The 18473-nt window shown below is 40.0% G+C and carries 17 protein-coding genes and 2 rRNA genes; 14 read left to right on the top strand and 5 right to left on the bottom strand.

Annotated elements, in window-relative coordinates:
• The 9 genes from FBF83_RS07350 to FBF83_RS07310 form a co-directional block, all read left to right on the top strand.
• A 23S ribosomal RNA gene (locus FBF83_RS07350) occupies window positions 1-124 on the top strand; the annotation flags it as partial.
• A gap of 178 nt (window positions 125-302) precedes the next feature.
• A 5S ribosomal RNA gene (gene rrf / locus FBF83_RS07345) occupies window positions 303-419 on the top strand.
• Window positions 420-1116: 697 nt separating this feature from the next.
• A complete protein-coding gene (locus tag FBF83_RS07340; RefSeq protein WP_136946433.1) occupies window positions 1117-2538 on the top strand; it encodes a cryptochrome/photolyase family protein in 1422 nt (473 codons plus the stop codon).
• Window positions 2539-2637: 99 nt separating this feature from the next.
• Complete coding sequence (locus FBF83_RS07335; RefSeq protein ID WP_240688004.1) at window positions 2638-4128, top strand: spore germination protein; 1491 nt, start codon at window positions 2638-2640, stop codon at window positions 4126-4128.
• A gap of 12 nt (window positions 4129-4140) precedes the next feature.
• The gene (locus FBF83_RS07330) at window positions 4141-5232 is read left to right on the top strand and encodes a GerAB/ArcD/ProY family transporter (RefSeq protein ID WP_136946431.1); all 1092 of its coding nucleotides are present in this window, start codon (window positions 4141-4143) and stop codon (window positions 5230-5232) included.
• Window positions 5229-6293, top strand: coding sequence for a Ger(x)C family spore germination protein (locus FBF83_RS07325; RefSeq protein ID WP_136946430.1), 1065 nt, complete (start codon window positions 5229-5231; stop codon window positions 6291-6293). The genes FBF83_RS07330 and FBF83_RS07325 overlap by 4 nt, the downstream gene beginning before the upstream one ends.
• Before the next feature lie 138 nt (window positions 6294-6431).
• Window positions 6432-7943 (top strand): histidine ammonia-lyase, encoded by a 1512-nt coding sequence (hutH, locus tag FBF83_RS07320; RefSeq protein ID WP_136946429.1) that lies wholly within the window; start codon window positions 6432-6434, stop codon window positions 7941-7943.
• 85 nt (window positions 7944-8028) lie between these two features.
• A complete protein-coding gene (locus FBF83_RS07315) occupies window positions 8029-8523 on the top strand; it encodes an Lrp/AsnC family transcriptional regulator (RefSeq protein ID WP_136946428.1) in 495 nt (164 codons plus the stop codon).
• Entirely contained in the window at window positions 8520-9698 is a 1179-nt protein-coding gene (locus tag FBF83_RS07310; RefSeq protein WP_136946427.1) for an aminotransferase, read from the top strand. The genes FBF83_RS07315 and FBF83_RS07310 overlap by 4 nt, the downstream gene beginning before the upstream one ends.
• A 40-nt stretch (window positions 9699-9738) precedes the next feature.
• On the opposite strand, the gene FBF83_RS07305 is transcribed toward FBF83_RS07310, so the two are convergent.
• Window positions 9739-9981 (bottom strand): hypothetical protein, encoded by a 243-nt coding sequence (locus tag FBF83_RS07305; protein ID WP_136946426.1) that lies wholly within the window; start codon window positions 9979-9981, stop codon window positions 9739-9741.
• 536 nt (window positions 9982-10517) lie between these two features.
• Here FBF83_RS07305 and queD point away from each other — a divergent pair.
• From queD to queC, 3 genes are read left to right on the top strand one after another with little or no spacing between them, the layout of a single operon-like run.
• Window positions 10518-10994, top strand: coding sequence for a 6-carboxytetrahydropterin synthase QueD (gene queD / locus FBF83_RS07300; protein ID WP_136946425.1), 477 nt, complete (start codon window positions 10518-10520; stop codon window positions 10992-10994).
• Window positions 10987-11715 (top strand): 7-carboxy-7-deazaguanine synthase QueE, encoded by a 729-nt coding sequence (locus tag FBF83_RS07295; RefSeq protein ID WP_136946424.1) that lies wholly within the window; start codon window positions 10987-10989, stop codon window positions 11713-11715. Before queD ends, FBF83_RS07295 begins: the two co-directional genes overlap by 8 nt.
• 1 nt (window position 11716) lies before the next feature.
• A complete protein-coding gene (gene queC / locus FBF83_RS07290; RefSeq protein WP_136946423.1) occupies window positions 11717-12391 on the top strand; it encodes a 7-cyano-7-deazaguanine synthase QueC in 675 nt (224 codons plus the stop codon).
• Between the two features lie 188 nt (window positions 12392-12579).
• Here queC and FBF83_RS07285 read toward each other — a convergent pair whose 3' ends face one another.
• Window positions 12580-13665 (bottom strand): citrate synthase/methylcitrate synthase, encoded by a 1086-nt coding sequence (locus tag FBF83_RS07285; RefSeq protein ID WP_136946422.1) that lies wholly within the window; start codon window positions 13663-13665, stop codon window positions 12580-12582.
• A 123-nt stretch (window positions 13666-13788) separates the two neighbouring features.
• On the opposite strand from FBF83_RS07285, the gene FBF83_RS07280 reads away from it, so the two are divergent.
• The gene (locus tag FBF83_RS07280; protein WP_240688024.1) at window positions 13789-14661 is read left to right on the top strand and encodes a LysR family transcriptional regulator; all 873 of its coding nucleotides are present in this window, start codon (window positions 13789-13791) and stop codon (window positions 14659-14661) included.
• A 141-nt stretch (window positions 14662-14802) separates the two neighbouring features.
• Here FBF83_RS07280 and FBF83_RS07275 read toward each other — a convergent pair whose 3' ends face one another.
• Window positions 14803-15207: a hypothetical protein gene (locus FBF83_RS07275; protein ID WP_136946420.1), complete on the bottom strand. Its 405-nt coding sequence runs from the start codon at window positions 15205-15207 to the stop codon at window positions 14803-14805.
• Window positions 15208-15318: 111 nt separating this feature from the next.
• Here FBF83_RS07275 and FBF83_RS07270 point away from each other — a divergent pair, with 111 nt between their 5' ends.
• Window positions 15319-16143, top strand: a complete 825-nt coding sequence (locus tag FBF83_RS07270; protein WP_136946419.1) for an SPL family radical SAM protein — start codon at window positions 15319-15321, stop codon at window positions 16141-16143.
• Window positions 16144-16207: 64 nt separating this feature from the next.
• Here FBF83_RS07270 and FBF83_RS07265 read toward each other — a convergent pair whose 3' ends face one another.
• The gene (locus FBF83_RS07265) at window positions 16208-17368 is read right to left on the bottom strand and encodes a S1C family serine protease (protein WP_136946418.1); all 1161 of its coding nucleotides are present in this window, start codon (window positions 17366-17368) and stop codon (window positions 16208-16210) included.
• A gap of 23 nt (window positions 17369-17391) precedes the next feature.
• Window positions 17392-18429 carry a hypothetical protein gene (locus FBF83_RS07260; RefSeq protein ID WP_169525226.1) on the bottom strand — a complete coding sequence of 346 codons (1038 nt, stop codon included), beginning with the start codon at window positions 18427-18429 and terminating at the stop codon, window positions 17392-17394.
• Window positions 18430-18473 lie beyond the last annotated feature (44 nt).

The following is an 18473-nucleotide window of genomic DNA, read 5'->3' as shown; positions in this document are numbered from 1 at the left end:
GATGAGATTTCCCACAGCATTAAGCTGGTAAGATCCCTTAGAGATGATGAGGTAGATAGGTTCGGGGTGGAAGCGTGGCAACACGTGGAGCTGACGAATACTAATCGATCGAGGGCTTAACCTAAAAACGAAAAGTAAAGCAGGCTTGGTCACATTCGTAGACCATTGGAGCTCTTGAACGTAAGGCGCTTTTCGCCTGAAGTGAAAGAGTGAAATGGGCAAGAATGTAGCCTGCGGAACTAGACATTCTTATTGGAAAACGTTGCGAGTGCTATCTAGTTTTCAGGGTACAAACCTGTTAGTCTAGTGATGATGGCGAAGAGGTCACACCCGTTCCCATGCCGAACACGGAAGTTAAGCTCTTCAGCGCCGATGGTAGTTGGGGGATCTCCCCCTGCAAGAGTAGGACGTCGCTGGGCAATTAAGGAAGTCAGAGATCAAATGGTCTCTGACTTTTTTGTATGGTTTAAAGTTCTTCGCTTCAAGAATAAACAAGAAAAACATCTTCGAAAGCTACGTAGGGGTGGGAGAAGCAAGAAATTCGAGGAAGCAAGTGATGTCAGACCGGAGTGGATATTCGGGAGATCCATGAGGATCTGGCATCGCGCAGCTGACGAAGAAGTTCGCCGCTTATCACGCCCCGTATGAGAACGCGGAAGTTAAGCTCTCGCGCCGATGGTAGTTGGGGGATCTCCCCCTGCAAGAGTAGGACGTCGCTGGGCAATTAAGGAAGTCAGATATCAAATGGTCTCTGGCTTTTTTGTATGGTTTTTTAGAAGCATTTATCTAACTAACGCTACTTACAAACAAAATCGCGGACATAATCTAGAATTCGCGGATAAAATCACGAAAATCGCGGATATATTTCTATTTTCGCGGATATATCCAAAATATCGCGGATAAACACTAATTTAAAGCATAAATAAGACTAACTTATGCACTTAATAGAGAAAAAACAGCAATGTACTCATAACTTACACATATAATCTATCACCTCAACAGTAAAAAGCATACATCCTCTTTTAAAATCCTACCTAAAGGGTAATAAAGTGAAGAACACATTATAACTGTAAACAATATCTCCATGAGATTACAATAAGTGTTGAGGTGAAGGCAATGAGTGATACTGTGATAGTGTGGTTCCGTCGTGATTTTAGATTGAGTGACCATACAGCACTTCAGAAGGCGATCGAATACTGTGAAGAACATGATACGAAATGGATCGGGCTATTCCAATTAGATCCTCATTTTACGAACAATATTGATTTGCATCATGATTACTTTTTTCAAACGGTTGATGAGTTCCAGAAACGCTGTAATGAAGAGGATATCCCTTTTCACATCGTACATGGTGAACCAATCGATGTATTTGATAAAGTAACCAAGAAACTAAACGTAGAGGCTGTTTTTTACAATAAAGATGAAGCTGGTTATGGTAAGCAACGGGATAATGAAGTGGGAGAGTGGCTAAAAGAAAACGACATTAAAGTGAACGCATTTAGTGATTATTATCTTCATGGTGCTACTGAAATTAGAACAAAAACGGATAATACAATGTATCAAGTATTTACCCCTTATTACAAACAATGGCGAACTGTAGAAAAGCCTTCAGTTATTAAAACTGACCTTAAAGAGATAAAAAAGCACAGTAAGAATCTTAAAGATTCAATTGATGCTGAATCTGAGAAAGTATTCAAAAAGATTCTGAAGGATTGTGAGCAAACATGGAAAGCTCTTGGAGAAAAGAGTGCATTAAAACGAGCTAAGCGTTTTGTGAAAGAGAGAATGGTTGATTATGATGATAATCGTGATTTGCCATATATCGTTGGTACAAGCAAACTGTCACCCTACTTAAAAACAGGTTGCTTATCTGTTCGATCGCTTTATCATATGGTATCTGAACATGATAGCAAAGGAGCAGAGACATTTATTCAAGAAATCGCGTGGCGCGACTTCTATGGTATGGTACACGCTGAATTTCCAGAGTTTCGCGATGTAGAGTATCAATCAAAATATCGAGATTTACCTTGGAATGATAATGAAGAATGGTTACAAAAATGGAAAGATGGTAAAACCGGTTTTCCAATTGTAGATGCAGGGATGAGACAATTAAATAAAGAAGGCTGGATGCATAACAGACTTCGTATGATAACAGCTTCTTTTTTAACAAAAGATTATTTAATCGATTGGCGGCAAGGGGAACGGTATTTTAAACAAAAATTAATAGATTACGATGAATCGTCTAATACAGGCGGATGGCAATGGGCGTCTTCAACAGGAACCGATGCGGCCCCTTATTTCCGAGTTTTTAATCCAACTACGCAGGCTGAACGGTTTGATCCTGATGGAAATTATATAAAAAAATACGTAGAGGAATTAAAGGATGTACCTAAGAAATATATTCATAATCCATCAAAAATGAGTGAAGAAGAACAAAAAGAAATTAATTGTGTTGTAGGTAAGGATTATCCTCTCCCTTCCGTCAATCATAAAGAACAGCGACAGAAAGTATTGAGTGTATATAAAGAGAGAACCTAAAAGGTCAGGTGCTTATGCAGCTGACCTTTTTCTGTGGATAATACATGCTGATATGCACATGCTAAATAAAAGAGAATGTTTAGTTCGGAGTTGATTGATGTGAAATGGTTTAAGAGAAGTGCTTCTGAACAACCATCTACATTAGAAGAAATGGTCATCGACCTTAAACAATCAATCGATTTTGTATCGTATGAGAATAAAGCAAGTGAACAGCCATATCGACTGATTTATTTTGCTACGCTTATCGACCCTGAACAGCTGCATCGGGATGTTCTTCCTGTAATAAAAGATTGTAAAAAAAAATCTTTAGAAGAATTAAAAGGATTAATACCTATTGAGAATATCGAGATTTCTTCTAAGTTGCCTCTCATTCAAGAACGATTGCTTGAAGGTTATGTAGCAATTCAACTTTCACGAGGTTCAAGTGCATTACTTGTAAATATTAGCCTTAGAAAATCAAGAGATTTGTCAGCTCCTGAAATTGAATTTAGTGTGATGGGACCAAAAGAAGGGCTTATTGAAGACCTTAATACAAATTTGAATTTAATTAGAAGAAGAATTCCTCATCCGAGGCTTCGAATGAAGGAAATTACGATTGGGTCTATTACAAAAACAAAAGTAGTTGTGGCGTTTATTGAAGGTGTTGCTAGTGAGCAAAATATTAATACAGTTATGCAACGACTAGAGGACCTGGATTTTGACGTAATTATGGATTCTGCTTTTATCGGTCAAATGTTAGAGGATAATTCCAAGTCTGTATTCCCGCAGATGATTGATACGGAGCGCACAGATCGGATAACAGGCCATTTGAATTATGGTGCATTTGTTGTTTTGACAGAAGGTTCCTCCAATGCCCTAATCGGACCAATTAACTTTGGTCAGCTATTAGTATCGTTTGAGGACTATTATTTAGGATGGAATCTCGCATCTTTTTTTCGTGTTATTCGTATGGTCGCAATTCTTCTCTCTATTATCGCTACCCCCCTCTATGTTGCGGTTTTGACGTATCACTATGAGTTATTTCCGTCTAAGTTACTGGCTACTTTAATTTCTTCAAGGAGTGACATTCCCTTTGCACCTGTCATAGAAGTGTTATTTCTGGAGGTTACCATTGATTTACTAAGAGAAGCCGGAGCAAGAATGCCTAGCAAAGTTGGTCAGACGTTAGGTATTGTAGGGGGTATTGTAATCGGTACAGCAGCAGTAGAGGCTTCACTTACAAGTAATATTTTGCTTATTCTAGTAGCACTATCAGCGCTAGCGTCTTTTACAACACCAGTTTATCGGATGACAAATACAATTCGTTTCCTACGCTATCCATTGATTGTCTTCGCGCAGCTTTTGGGTCTTATTGGTGTAGCGTTCTTTGGCTTATTCGTTTTAATCCATTTACTTAGACTTACTTCCTTTGGTAGTCCATATCTTGCTCCACTCTACCCTCCAAGAGTGAAGGATTGGTACGATTCTTTTTTTCGAATGCCATATGTCATGCACAATAATAGACCCCAGTTTTTTCGAGGTCATAATCAAAAGCGATTTAATGACAAGAAGAACCACCAAAAGCGTATGGTTGACTTTGATGAGCAGTAAAGGGTGAATTCCATGGAAAAGGATAAGCAATATAGTCTTCTCATTTCTCCTTTCCTTATTATGTTCGTTATTCATAGTAACCAAATTGGTGTAGGAATCCTTGGATTTCCGAGATATATTGAAGCATTTGCAGGAAATGATTCTTGGATCGTGGTTCTGATAACTGGAACGGTGTTTCATGTTTTTATCTGGATGATGTATCGGATTTTGAGTGAGGGGAATTTCGATATTGTTGATCTTAACAATAAGTGGTTTGGTAAATGGATCGGCTCTATTCTAAATTGTGCTTTGATGTTGTATTTGTTGCTAGGGGCTACAGTAATCCTACGAACTTTCATTGAAGTGATTCAAGCGTGGATGTTCCCTGAACTTGCAACCTGGATACCAGCAGCGATATATCTCTTGTTAACGTATTACGTATTGGCGGGAGGGTTTCGAACGGTTACAGGTATTTGTTTCTTTGGCGTTATTATTCCAATTTGGCTTGCTTTCACAGCAGCCTCTCCCGCAAAGCTCTCGTCTTTCAGTAACCTCCTTCCCATTATGGATCATTCATTAATGGATTTTGTATCTGGCACAAAGCAAATGACGTTGAGTTTCCTTGGAGCTGAGATTTTATTATTGGCATACCCATTTATAAAGAAACCAAAAAACTCAAGAATATGGGCGCATATGGGTGTTGGCTTAACGACGATTCTTTATACAATGGTTATGATTGTGTCGCTAGCTTTCTATAGTAGTGGGCAATTACAGCAATCGATTTGGTCAACTCTTATTGCCTGGAAAGTAGTTGAACTTCCTTTTGTAGAGCGATTTGAGTATATTGGTATAACTTTCTGGTGTTTTGTTATCTTTCCAAACATTTGTCTGAATATATGGGGAGCCAGTCGTGTTGGAAAGAAAGTACTTCATATTAAACAGAAGTACTTTGTGCTTATTCTAATAACAATCGTTTTTACAGTATGTATTCTAATGACGAATCGTGATCAAATCGACTATTTAAATACGCTTGCTTCGAAAATTGGATTTTATTTCTACTACATATATCTTCCATTTATTTTCTTATATAGTTCGATTTGGAGGAGAGTGAAAAAAAGAATATGAAGTATATCATTAGTTTGATAGTGCTATCTTTGTCCCTCACCGGGTGTGTAAACGAAGAGATCATTGATCAGATTCCGATTCTTTTTATTGTTGGTTATGATAAAGGAGAAGAAGGCAAGGTAAAAGGAACGATTTCTCTCCAAACGTTTGATCCAAATCAGGAAGTAGACACGCAATCTTTTGTAGCGGAAGCTTATACAAGCAAGGGACTTCGAAATCAATTGAGCGGGTTACCAAAACCTATTTCAATAGGGAAGATGGCAGTCATCTTGTTCGGTGAAGATATGGCGGAAGAAGGCATTATTAATATGCTTGATAGTTTTATTAGAGATCCAGCAGCAGGTCGTTTAACGTATGTGGCTGTGGTAGAAGGTAGTTCTGGTGACTTAATTACAAATGAATTTCAGTATTTACAGGGAATTGGTCCATTCCTACAGAACTTATTAAAACAAGCAGTCGATCATGGCAATATGCCAGAAAATAACCTTCATTTATTTGATTATAAGTATCATGGAGAAGGCATGGATGCTATTGTCCCATTGCTTAGCCAGAAGGAATCAGAAGTGAAAATATCAGGACTTGCGCTTCTCGATGATGATAAAATGGTCGGTAAATTAAACCTAGACGAAATGTTTATGTTTGCCCTTATCCAAAAAAGCTCTAAAACGGGCCTATATGAGTTAGCTCTTCCGGATGGTAACTACGCAAATTTGCAAACAATAAAATCAAAAGTTAAGTATAAGGTAAGCAATGCAAACACTGCACCATCAGTTGATATAATAGTTGAACTAAATGGGAATATCGTTGAATACACTGGTGAAGAACTGACCAAAGAATCCAAAAGCGAAATAGCACAAACAATGGAGAAAAAGATTGAAGATAATGGTTTAAGAATGGTGAAGATGTTTCAGGAGTTAGGAATTGATCCATTAGCTATTGGCGATCACGCTAGAAGTCAAACGAGGAATTTCAATTTTTCCAAATGGTATGATCTCTATCCGAATGTTCCTATTATGATTGATGTAAAGGTTAATATAGGTGAATCTGGTATCATTGATTAACGAAAGGTGTCGAAGGATCATGATCCAATCCGACCGTTTCCTGAATATGAAAAACCCGTCTAAAAAATCAAATTGATTTTTTAGGCGGGTTTTTTCGTGTTCCTTTACTCAGATAATATGGTAGAGGGGTTGAAGAAGATGGTTATTCTTGATGGATATAGCTTAACAATCAACTCTTTAAAATCTATTTTATATGATGATGTGAAAGCTGTTTGTGCAGATGCTAGTTTACGTCGTGTTGATGAAAGTAGAAGAGCTGTAGAAAAAATTGTCCAGAATGGTGACATCGTATATGGGATTACAACTGGATTCGGTAAGTTAAGCGATGTACGAATTAATTCGGCGGATGTAGACCAACTCCAGCTTAATCTTATTCATTCCCATGCGTGCGGGATTGGTGAACCATTTCCCCCCATTGTGTCAAAAGCGATGTTAATTCTAAGAGCAAATGCTTTATTAAAAGGCTTTTCAGGTATTCGACGAGAGGTAATTGAGCGGCTTGTATTTTATGCAAATGAAGAGATATTACCGATTGTGCCGCAACAGGGATCGCTTGGAGCAAGCGGAGATCTAGCGCCACTCGCTCATCTAGTTCTTCCATTGCTTGGTGAAGGAGACGTATTCTATCTAGGGAAACGGACAAGTGCATTATCAGTGATAGAGTCTTTAAGAATTCAGCCTTTGAAGCTTACTGCAAAAGAAGGGTTGGCTCTCATTAACGGAACACAGGCAATGTCAGCTATGGGGACAGTAACTTACATCGAAGCTGAGAAACTCGCTCTTGAAGCAGACGGGATAGCAGCACTAACGATGGAGGGATTAAGAGGAATAAGAACGGCCTTCGATGAGGATATTCACATCGCTCGGGGATATCCAGAGCAATGTGACGTAGCTGCTCGTATGAGAAAATTACTAAGTGGAAGTAAGTTGGTGACAGATCAGGGAGAACTTCGAGTTCAGGATGCTTACTCACTGAGATGTATTCCACAAATACACGGGGCATCGTGGCAAGCACTTGGTTATGTAAAAGAAAAATTAGAAATTGAAATAAATGCAGCGACGGATAACCCGTTGATTTTTAATGGTGGGGCAAAAGTAATATCAGGTGGAAACTTCCATGGCCAACCGATAGCGTTAGCGATGGATTTCTTATCAATCGCTATGGCTGAGTTTGGGAGTATAGCAGAACGTCGTATTGAACGACTTGTTAATCCCCACCTTAATGATTTACCACCTTTTCTAAGTCCAGAGCCCGGACTCCAATCAGGGGCAATGATTATGCAATATGTTGCAGCATCACTCGTATCAGAAAATAAAACGCTCGCACACCCTGCTTCTGTGGACTCTATTCCGTCTTCAGCGAACCAAGAAGATCACGTTAGCATGGGAACAATCGGATCCCGGCATGCATGGCAAATTACGCGTAATGTACGTAGTGTACTCGCTATAGAAGCTATTTGTGCTATGCAAGCCATTGAGTATCGTGGATCTGATAAACTTGCGCCAGCTACAAAAGAAATTTTCAGTGCTAGTAGAAAAATAGTGCCTGCCATTGATAAGGATCGTGTTTTTTCATACGATATTGAACGCTTTACGGAATGGTTACGTAGTAGTCATCAAATAGAAACGATTGTACGTAGGATGAAGTAACTTTTCTGTATACGTATGTCAAAATGAAATAAGATACGAACAATGATATAGTAGATGAAATAGAAGAAGAGCAGGGGGATTTGCAGTGAACGAAAAAGAAGTAGAAATTCTTGAGATTCTAGAAGAAAATGCACGCGTACCGATGGAAGTACTAGCAGACATGGTTGATTTATCAGTTGAAAAAGTTGAGAAGATCATTAAATCTCTTGAAGAAAAAGATATCATCTTAAGTTATTCTTCAGTTATTAACTGGGATAAAACAGCTGGTAAAGATGGCGTCGCTGCTATGATCGATGTGAAGGTGACACCAAAACGAGAAGTGGGCTTTGATGAAATTGCAGAGCGTATTTATCGCTTCCCAGAGGTTAAGGCTGTGTACTTGATGTCAGGCGCATTTGATTTATCTGTTCAAATTGAAGGCAAAACAATGAAAGAAGTGGCTTTCTTTGTTTCAAATAAGCTTTCAACACTTGATTCCGTTCTCTCAACAACTACACATTTCTTGCTGAAGAAATACAAACATGACGGTGTGATTTTTGAACCGGAACAGAAAGATAAACGGATTGTGGTGTCACCATGAAGCAGGTTCAGCAACAGTATCTTTCCAAAACAGCTTCTAAATTAAAGCCATCAGGTATTAGGAAGTTCTTTGATCTTGCGTCACAGATGGATAACGTGATCTCGCTTGGCGTTGGAGAGCCAGACTTTGTAACGCCGTGGAATGTGTGTGAAGCAGGATATGCTTCACTCGAAAGCGGTTATACAGCATACACAGCAAATGCAGGATTACTTGAACTACGAGAAGAAATCTCATCTTATTTATCTGAGCAGTTTTCACTTTCTTACGATGCAGAATCGCAAATTATTTTAACCGTTGGTGCAAGCCAGGCAATCGACCTTGCGTTTCGCTCGATTATCGACCCTGGAGATGAAGTGATTATCGTTGAGCCGGGATTTGTCGCTTATGCTCCTGCTGTAACGCTTGCAGGTGGAACACCTGTCTCATTAGAGACGAAGGCAGAGGATGAATTTAAACTTACCCGTGAAACCCTAGAGAAGGCGATTACGAAACGGACGAAAGCCATTCTTCTTTGCTTCCCAAGTAACCCGACAGGAGCAACAATGTCGGAAGAAGAATTACAAAGCGTGACTGACGTAATAGAGAAGCACGATCTTCTTGTATTATCTGATGAGATCTATGCTGAATTGACCTATGATCAGACCCACTATAGTATTGCCCGTTTAGATGGAATGAAAGACCGAACGATCTTAATCTCAGGATTCTCAAAAGCTTTCGCGATGACTGGATGGCGCCTTGGCTATGTTACTGGACCTGAAGAAATTATAGCTGCTATGCTCAAAATTCATCAATATACGATGATGTGTGCACCCACAATTGCACAACACGGTGCACTTGAGGCACTTCGAAACGGCCGAGATGATCTCGAAAAGATGAAGAAAAGCTATCGGCAGCGTAGAAATTACCTAGTAAAAGCGTTTAATCATATTGGGTTGTCCTGTCATATGCCTGGAGGTGCTTTCTATGCATTTCCTTCTATTCAATCGACAGGGATGACGTCAGATGAGTTTGCCGAGAAGCTGCTTGAAGAAGAACGTGTGGCTGTAGTCCCTGGTCATGTGTTTGGAGCTGGTGGAGAAGGGTATATTCGTTGTTCATATGCGACTTCAATCGAATCGCTTCAAGAAGCAGTGAAACGAATCGGAGCATTTGTTGAGCGTCATAAAGCAGAATAATAAAAGAAAACGCCGTCCGAATACGGGCGGCGTTTTCCTATTAGTAAGATGTAGGATCATCGTTTTTCGTCATTCTTGAAGCCGTGTTACTAGAAACCAATTGACGCAGCAACTCATTTTGCTCCTGATCTGCTGCATTTTTGCGTTTCATATAACCCATTGCTTTAAACATAAATACAATGGTTAGGACGACAACAAATAAGGCAATAGCAAAATATAAGATTCCGAAAAGGCCAAACATCATGCCAAAGCCGTCCATCCCCATTCCTTGATTATTAGACATTATTATCACCTCTTTTACTAACTATTGCTTTTTTACCACTATATTCTTTGCGTGAAACGTACATTTAATGCTTATTTTTGATTGAAAGGGAAATATATAAGGTTTTTGTCTAAAAGGTTATTGTTTGTAAAAGAGGTTTTGGGTAAGAAGATTCACATTTCCAAGTTGATTGGAGCTGAAGGTGCTCGACTCCTACGGGAATAGCGGGACAGGTGAGACCCCCCACAGGCGCAATGTTTTTGTGCGCCGAGGAGGCTCACCGCCCGCCCCGCGGAAAGCGAGCATCCTGTAGCGGAAATCAATCACTACTCATAAAGCAACAATGTCTACGAAAAAGCCATATGTAAAGAGGGTAGATTTACCGGCTGCTTTTCTAAGCAGACATGTTATGATATTATTATCAGGTTGGAGAGTTCGTAATTCCCTCCTCTCGTAAAACAAAACTAGGGACCGTGAAAACTGTTACCCCTATTCTCTGAATGAGAAGGGCTTTTTCATGCGTCTCCCTTTACTGAATAAAGAAGGGGGCTTTTTTTATGTCTTATATGATTCCAAAGAAAGTAGAAGTACTTGGAGAAGATATTCAGAAAAGCGAATTAAAATATCATAATAAACGAGTAGCAGTTACAAAGGAATTTACTTTTGACGCAGCCCATCATCTTCATTGCTATGAAGGCAAATGCAAGAGCATGCATGGTCATACGTATAAAGTCGTTATTACAATTAGCGGATTTGTAAATGAGATCGGCATATCAGTTGATTTTGGTGAAATTAAAACGCTGTTTAAAGAAGTGATTGATTCAAAACTCGATCATCATTATTTAAATGAAGTGCTTCCAAATATGAACACGACAGCTGAGAACATGATTGTTTGGATGTGGGAGCAGTTAGATCAGGCTCTAATTGAACGTAACATGAAGGATAATGGTCAGCGCCTTGAAGAACTCGTTCTCTATGAAACACCAACAAGCTACGCAACGCTGAAGCGGGAATGGATGGAAGACAATGAATAAATGGGTACTGCCAGAACGATCAGAGTATATGAAATGGGAATTACCAATGGTCGAGGTGTTTGAAACAGTAGAAGGAGAGGGAACGCGCGCTGGTTTTCCAACTGTATTCGTGCGCGTCTTTCACTGTAACTTGCGCTGTAGCTGGTGCGATACACCGTATAGCTATGCGCCGGATAAGGCAGAGTATACGGGATCAATTGAAGCGATCGTAAATCAGATTAACCAATATAAAAGTCGTCACATTTGTTTTACAGGCGGTGAGCCATTGATTCACCGTGAGAAATCAATGGCGTTGTTACAGGCTATGGTTGATCTTCCGCATATTGAAGATATTCACATCGAAACGAACGGTGCTATTGATTTGACACCATATGAAGCTGTTCGAAATGAAGACGACGAGTGGCAAAAGAAAGTTCGTTTTGTGATGGATTACAAGTTACCTGACTCAGGCGAACAGCATCGTATGCTTCATGAGAACTTTAACTTGCTTGATACACAAGATGAAATTAAATTCGTAATCGGTTCAGATGAAGATTTCACTGTTGCCTCAGACGTTGTCGCTCAGCATCATGACAAAGGTCAGGTTCTTTATAGTCCTGTGTGGGAAACGATGCCACCACATAAGCTAGTGGAAAAAATACTTGAAGCTGGCTTAAGTAAAGTAAAGCTTAGTATGCAACTTCATAAAATCATCTGGGATCCTAATAAAAGAGGTGTGTAACGTGAGTAAAAAAGCAGTTATCGTGTTGAGCGGTGGATTAGATAGCACAACATGCATGGGGATGGCGAAAGAAAAAGGCTATGAGCTCTATCCAATTACGTTTCATTACGGACAGAAACATAACCGAGAAGTTGAACAGGCGAAGAAGGTTGCAGACTACTATGATGCACCAGATCACCGTATTGTGAATATTAGTTTTCTCAATCAAATCGGAGGCAGTGCGCTAACGGATGATTCTATCGATGTTCCTAAAGATATGGATGAAGATGAAATACCGGTAACGTATGTACCTGCTCGTAATATGATCTTTCTCTCGCTTGCATCTGCTTATGCTGAAGTTATCGGGGCAGAAGCTATTTATATTGGCGTTTCGGCAGTAGATTACAGTGGCTATCCTGATTGTCGACCAGAGTTCATTCAAAGCATGAATGAAACAGTAAATCTTGCGACAAAAGCGGGAGCGACAGGTAGTGAGATGAAGATTGAAACACCGCTTATTGATTTGACGAAGGCAGATACAGTTAGTGAGGGGCTTCGTTTGAACGTTCCTTATGATTTAACAACATCTTGTTACAATGGTGAGGAAGAGGCATGCGGCGAGTGTGATAGCTGCAGATTGCGATTGAAAGGCTTTGAAGAAGCTGGAGCGGTTGACCCGATTCCATATAAATCTTAATGTACGAAGAAAAAGCTGCCGGGAAACCGGCAGCTTTTCATTTTGGCCAATATATCTGAGATTTGGCTCATATATCTTAAATTCGGCTAATAAATTTCGATTTTGGCCAATATATCGAGAAATTGGCCAATAAATCATTCAAATTGCCAAGATTCGACAAATAGCGGGTGGTGACAGGCACCCGCGCCTTACTGAGGCATCTCTCCGCTATACACAGAAGAAGGTCGAATAATACGGTTATTTTCATTTTGCTCATAAACGTGTGCAATCCATCCTGCACATCGTGCAGCTGTGAAGGTTGGTGTGAATAACTCTGTTGGTAAGTCGATTGCACGGAGAATCGCCGCAGCGTAGTATTCAACATTCGCATACAGTTTACGATCAGGTTTGTATTCTTGTAGTAGACGTACGGCTGTTTTTTCAACTTCGTGTGCCATTGTAAATTCCTCATCATCATAGAAGGTTGATGTGATATCACTTAGTGCTACAGCGCGTGGATCTTTTGTTTTGTAAACGCGATGACCGAAGCCCATGAGCTTCTCTCGGTTCTCAAGTTTGCGTCTTAATACTTTTTCGACGTCACCATCACGTTTGATTTCTTCAAGTAAATCAATGACGCCTGTAGGTGCCCCTCCGTGAAGTGGTCCCTTCATTGCTCCGATTGCGCCAGTGACAGCAGAAGCAAGGTCACTTTCTGTCGAGGCAATGACACGCGCTGTAAAAGTTGATGCATTCAAACCGTGCTCCATTGTTAATATGAAATATGCGGTTAATGCTTGTACATGATGTTCTTCAGCATGTTCTCCATTGAGCATATATAAGTAATTTCCTACATGTGATTGTGATGTGTCAGGCTCTATGATAGGCAGTCCATTTTGCGAACGATACCGATAAGCAATAATGGTGGGAACAACCCCAAGCAGGCGAATTCCTTGATCATGTGTAGCTGGGAAGCGGAAATCTTCAATGCCCATTGCAGATAGAATTGTACGGATGACTGCCATCATGTCCATCTTGGCGGGTAGTCGATCAATGATTTCTTTCTGAGCTTTTGTTAGAGACCTCGCTTCACTAAGACTCGTTTTGAAACGCACAAGTTCGTCCTCGTTAGGATAGGTTCCGTTCCAAAGAAAGTAAGCTGCTTCTTCAAATGACTTCTCTTTCGCTATCTTTTCAGCCCATTCTCCTCGATAGACAAGAAGTCCGTTTTTTCCATCCACTAGGCTTATTTTCGAATCAGCTGCAACAATTCCTTCTAATCCAGCATGTATCATACGCTCATCTCCCAACTATTTATTCTTATTACCAGTCTATCGGTTCAGTATGATTATGACTAATAAAGAATATGTGTATAATTAATAGAGATACGCTATTGATTGGAGTGAGTAAGATTGAACATGAATTGGCTAAGAACGTTCGTCGCTGCAGCTACATATGAGAATTTTAGAGAAACATCCGAGAAGCTGTATCTTGCGCAACCAACAGTGACGGTTCATATTCAACAGCTTGAAAAGCATATAGGGAGTAAGCTTTTTATGAAAAGTGGTCGTCGAGTTGTACTTTCTGAAGCAGGAAGACAGTTCCTTCCCCATGCGAAAGTAATGCTCGAACAATACGAGCAAAGTTTACGGCATATGAATGGCTTTAGACAGGGCTATCATCGAAAATTAACCATTGCTGTTTCACCACTTATTGCAGCTACTGTTCTACCTTACGTTCTTCAACAATTCATGAAAGACCATCCTTCGATTGAGGTAGTTGTAAAAGTAAGCGAGTCAAATGAAATAGGGGAGTTAATATCTAAAAATGTGGCAGATTTCGGTTTATCTAGAATGAAGGCTATTCATCCTTCTGTTATTAGCGAGGAAACAGCACCGGATCCCATTGTTCTCGTTGTACCACATGACGGTGGTGATGCTGAGACAAGCTTACCTCTATCAATGGGTGATTTTTGTGCTCAGACTACTTTATTGACTCACAGTCATCCAGGTTATTGGGACGACCTTCTAATTGAATTGCGGAGCAGATATGAGGGGATTAGAACAATGGTTGTATCACAAGTTCATATTACAAAACGCTTTATAGAAGAGGGATTAGGATTTTCTTTCTTGCCTCGATCTTCTGTCCAACGAGAGCTTCTAGAAGGAAGGATGCTTCAAGTTGATACAGATGAAATTCGATTGCCGTTCGTTCATACATACTTGGTATACCATCATTTATCAGAGGAAACAGAGATCTTCAAGAAATTTATTGAGAAACATATGCATTAAAAAACCCGAACAGCGTCCTGATCGGGTTCGTCTCTTATTTACCGAGTGTGAAATAAGAGTGTGGGATGGATACGTGCTATAGTACCTACTGGCTAGCTTACACGTAAGTATAGTGTGTGCAGGCTTAACAGATCTATGCACTTAATATGTTGTTAGACCCCAAATTATCCAGCCTGTTGTTTCCTTTGCTGCAAAAAGATGCATTCGAACAGGTAGTTTTCCTGATTGTTTTGTAACTAAAATGTCGACAAGAAAAGAATTTGCGGCAACTTTTTGTTTACAAGCACTGACAGCAGGAGAATAGTAGGGAGAACCTTTTTTAAGAGGTGAAACTGTAAGTATCTGCCAGGATTTGGCATCTTGAGTTGCTATAAGACTCGATACAAATAATGTTGCTTTTGATGCAAGTCCCTTTTGAGAAGTTGTAATTAGCTTATTCGAATCAGGACATTTCCCTTGAACAAGTTGAACAGGACCTGATGCATGGGAGTGTAGTGGAGAAAGTAATAGGAGGGCTAAAAGTAGAAAAGTTATAGTCCGAAGCATCATGTTTACCACCTTTCTACTTTTACCGTGTCCTGCTTTCCTTATCTTTATACATCGAAAGAGAATGTATGTTCTGTTTGTGGTACACTGAAAGAGAAGGAGGGATACACGTTGAAACCTTCTATTCAAACTCGTACTTCCCGATCAATCTTAACGAAAGCGAGCGGCTTTTTGCATGGATACAGTCATACGTTAAATCCATATGCGGGATGTGCATTCGGCTGTTCTTATTGCTATGTGCGAAGAATGCCAATTGCACTCTTTCGTGAGGAAGACTGGGGAGAATGGGTAGATATTAAGGAAAATGCAGTAAATCTTGTGAAAAAAGAAATACCAAAAGCGCGTAAAAAAGGAAAAGTATCGATCTTTATGTCGTCTTCAACTGATCCATACCAACCCGTCGAAAATAAAACAGGTTTAACAAGAGGATTACTTGAAGCAATGGCAGAAGAACCGCCTGATTTTTTGTTTCTCCAAACCCGATCACCTCTTGTTTCAAGAGACATTAATTTATTAAAGAAATTAGGAAGCCGTATTATGGTTAGCATGACGGTTGAAACGGACCTTGATTCAGTTAGGAAAATATTCGCACCTTCTGCACCCCCAATTGCAGCACGTTTAAAAGCGCTCAAGGAATTGAGCATGGAAGGTATTCCAGTACAGGCAGCAATCGCTCCACTGTTGCCATGTTCAGATGAATTTCCGAACAAGCTCTCCGAAGTAACGAATCGAATTACGCTCGATGACTTCTTTATGGGGGATGGTAGTGGGGGGAAACGGACAGAGCAGCTTGGCATCCGCAAGCTGTTTGAAGAGAATGGGCTCTCTGATTGGTATGATCGCAAAGCGTATTTAAAAATAAAAAAAAGGTTAGAAAAAACGTTTAATGATGACGCAATATACATCTCTCAAGAAGGTTTCTTCCCTCCTGAGTGAATATGAAAGATTATAAATAAGCTAGGGGATTCTACAATCCCCTAGCTTATTAACTAGTCGTCCTTCATTTCAATTTCTGGGCTTTTCCGCTAAGAATTTTAAGATGGTCATTTTCGTAACCTACTTGATAGGTGACATTATAAAGCGCAGTTGTTGTCTTGTGGTTCCCTGTTCGTTCTTCAGCTTTAATTGTAGCTGTTACTTTTACTTCATCATTCGTTTGATTTAAACTACCAGCCATATTTGAAACTTCAACGTTAACCGTATGAATATAGCCACTTCTGAAATCCTCATAGGTCATCTCACTTTGCCAGCGACTGCCTAGTAGAGAGTAAGCGGTAACGTAGTCTTGAGTAGATAAACTTTCATAAAAGTAGCCAACCAAATAAGTGGCGTTATCTTTGTAATCTTCACCAGTTAGCCCCTGTGGTGTGGAAACGACCTCTTTGCTTTCACTATCAACCGTTAACTCTACCGGTTCTTCTGACCAACCTTTGATCTGGTCAATCACATTTGGTAGAGGAATACTAAATCCAATCCCACCAGAGTCAGTTCCAGCTGAGTTAATCGCAATCGCCTCTCCTGTATCTGCGTCAATTAGAGGACCACCGCTGTTTCCATTTGTGATCGGTGCCGATATTTGGTATATGTGTTCGTATCGGTAAGGCTCAAGGATGAACTCTCTATCGAGTCCACTAATGATTCCTGTTGTAACCGTGTTTTGTAAACCAAGAGGACTACCAAGTGCAATTATATCGTCTCCAACCTCAGCCATTCGTTCTTCAGCTACCGGTAATGGCTCAGTTTCTTTTAAGCCTGGAACACGGATGACAGCAATGTCTGTCGTATCCCCCATACCAATAATTTGCGCTTCGAACTGTTTGGCATCAGAGGTTTTCACAGTGATTTTCTCAGCACCTTCTACAACGTGCGCGTTTGTAATCACATCGCCAGTAGAGTTGTAAAGGAAGCCAGACCCAGAAGAAGTAGCGTCGTCTTTTAATTGAACTTCAATTTGTACGACGCTTTTTTGTGTTTCATGAATAATGGATTTTAAATCAGTAGATTCATCTGCTTTGGTTGGAGTCTTAATCACTTCACCTAGAGATGAGGTAGCCTCTACCTCAGTACTGTCATAATAATCGTTTAAGTAATAAAAACCCACGCCAGTCCCTATCAAAAGAAAGAGGGAGCTAGCTATGGATACTAGTAACGCAGATTTCATAGAAATCCCAGAGCCCCTTTTCATTAGTCCAAGTACCATGTGAAGTGATCAATTTCAACTGTGAATTGTTCAAGATCCTTCAAATCTTTGTCGATGTCGTAAATCTTGAAATCAAACTTTCCCGTATCATCAGGATAGAGCTTGTCAGGATTGATATACACTTCTCCTTTATCGAACTGTTCACCATCTGCATCTAACACCCTGTAAGACGCTCCAATGGAGTTGACAGGAACAGTTGCTTTGCTAGTCACACTTCCTGTTACTTTCAATTCGTTGTAATCAGTTACATCCGTTTTTAGATCGTTAAGCTCAATAGCACTAGTTCGGTTCATTTCTTCTTCTTTTGCTGCAGCTACCATAGCATGCTCAATCCGTTTTTGTTGCTCTTCTTCAAAAGCCGTTCTTCGCTTTTCAATAACGGTTTTAAGGTTTACTAATTTTTCATTTTCTTTGTTAATTTGAAGTCCTTCTTCGACAGAATTCAGTGCTTCAGTAAAATGGTTTTCTTCAAGATGGTTATTTGCTTCGTTAATGGAAAAGTCGACAATTTGGTTCCGAATTTGTCCAGCAACTTCCTGTGCTTCATCGACTTGTAAGGTTTCAGCTCTAGTTAATACTAGTTTTAGTTCATCAATTGATTCTTTACCTTTCATATCATACTTTAGTTCTGCAACCATAACAGTGGTTTTAACGGAAACAATATCTTCTTGTAGATGAGTGAAGAGAGGCCCAGTGTATGAGGTTGAACTTTGTTCTGCATGATTCACAAGCTTCATTGCTTTGGTAAAGTTATCGCTTTGTCGTGCTTTATCTGCTTTACTGAGAGTATCTTTCACTTTAATTGCTGTTGATACCATATTTTCATTCGTCTCCGCTGCTGGAAAACGAGAACGTTTTTGTTTTGCTTCTTCGAATTTTTGTTGAGCGGCCTTCAAGTCACCTTCTATGGCTAATTTTTCTCCCTGTTCAAATGAACTGATCGCTGTTCTGGTAACAGATTCTTCATACAGGAAATACCCTGCAAGTCCACTACCAAGGAGGAGAAAAATGATTGCTGGCATCCATCTCCATAGAAAGGAGAGCCTGTTTTGTTCGTCGGATTGAG

Origin of the sequence: Guptibacillus hwajinpoensis (assembly GCF_005144865.1) — a bacterium.
Taxonomy (GTDB): domain Bacteria; phylum Bacillota; class Bacilli; order Bacillales; family Guptibacillaceae; genus Guptibacillus; species Guptibacillus hwajinpoensis_A.
This window is presented reverse-complemented; position numbering and strand designations above follow the sequence as displayed.

Coding starts and splice junctions, on each gene's coding strand:
- FBF83_RS07340 (WP_136946433.1), top strand. CDS start 1,117: ATGAGTGATACTGTGATAGTGTGGTTCCGTCGTGATTTTAGATTGAGT.
- FBF83_RS07330 (WP_136946431.1), top strand. CDS start 4,141: ATGGAAAAGGATAAGCAATATAGTCTTCTCATTTCTCCTTTCCTTATT.
- FBF83_RS07325 (WP_136946430.1), top strand. CDS start 5,229: ATGAAGTATATCATTAGTTTGATAGTGCTATCTTTGTCCCTCACCGGG.
- hutH (WP_136946429.1), top strand. CDS start 6,432: ATGGTTATTCTTGATGGATATAGCTTAACAATCAACTCTTTAAAATCT.
- FBF83_RS07310 (WP_136946427.1), top strand. CDS start 8,520: ATGAAGCAGGTTCAGCAACAGTATCTTTCCAAAACAGCTTCTAAATTA.
- FBF83_RS07305 (WP_136946426.1), bottom strand. CDS start 9,981: ATGTCTAATAATCAAGGAATGGGGATGGACGGCTTTGGCATGATGTTT.
- queD (WP_136946425.1), top strand. CDS start 10,518: ATGTCTTATATGATTCCAAAGAAAGTAGAAGTACTTGGAGAAGATATT.
- FBF83_RS07295 (WP_136946424.1), top strand. CDS start 10,987: ATGAATAAATGGGTACTGCCAGAACGATCAGAGTATATGAAATGGGAA.
- FBF83_RS07285 (WP_136946422.1), bottom strand. CDS start 13,665: ATGATACATGCTGGATTAGAAGGAATTGTTGCAGCTGATTCGAAAATA.
- FBF83_RS07280 (WP_240688024.1), top strand. CDS start 13,789: ATGAATTGGCTAAGAACGTTCGTCGCTGCAGCTACATATGAGAATTTT.
- FBF83_RS07275 (WP_136946420.1), bottom strand. CDS start 15,207: ATGCTTCGGACTATAACTTTTCTACTTTTAGCCCTCCTATTACTTTCT.
- FBF83_RS07265 (WP_136946418.1), bottom strand. CDS start 17,368: ATGAAATCTGCGTTACTAGTATCCATAGCTAGCTCCCTCTTTCTTTTG.
- FBF83_RS07260 (WP_169525226.1), bottom strand. CDS start 18,429: ATGCCAGCAATCATTTTTCTCCTCCTTGGTAGTGGACTTGCAGGGTAT.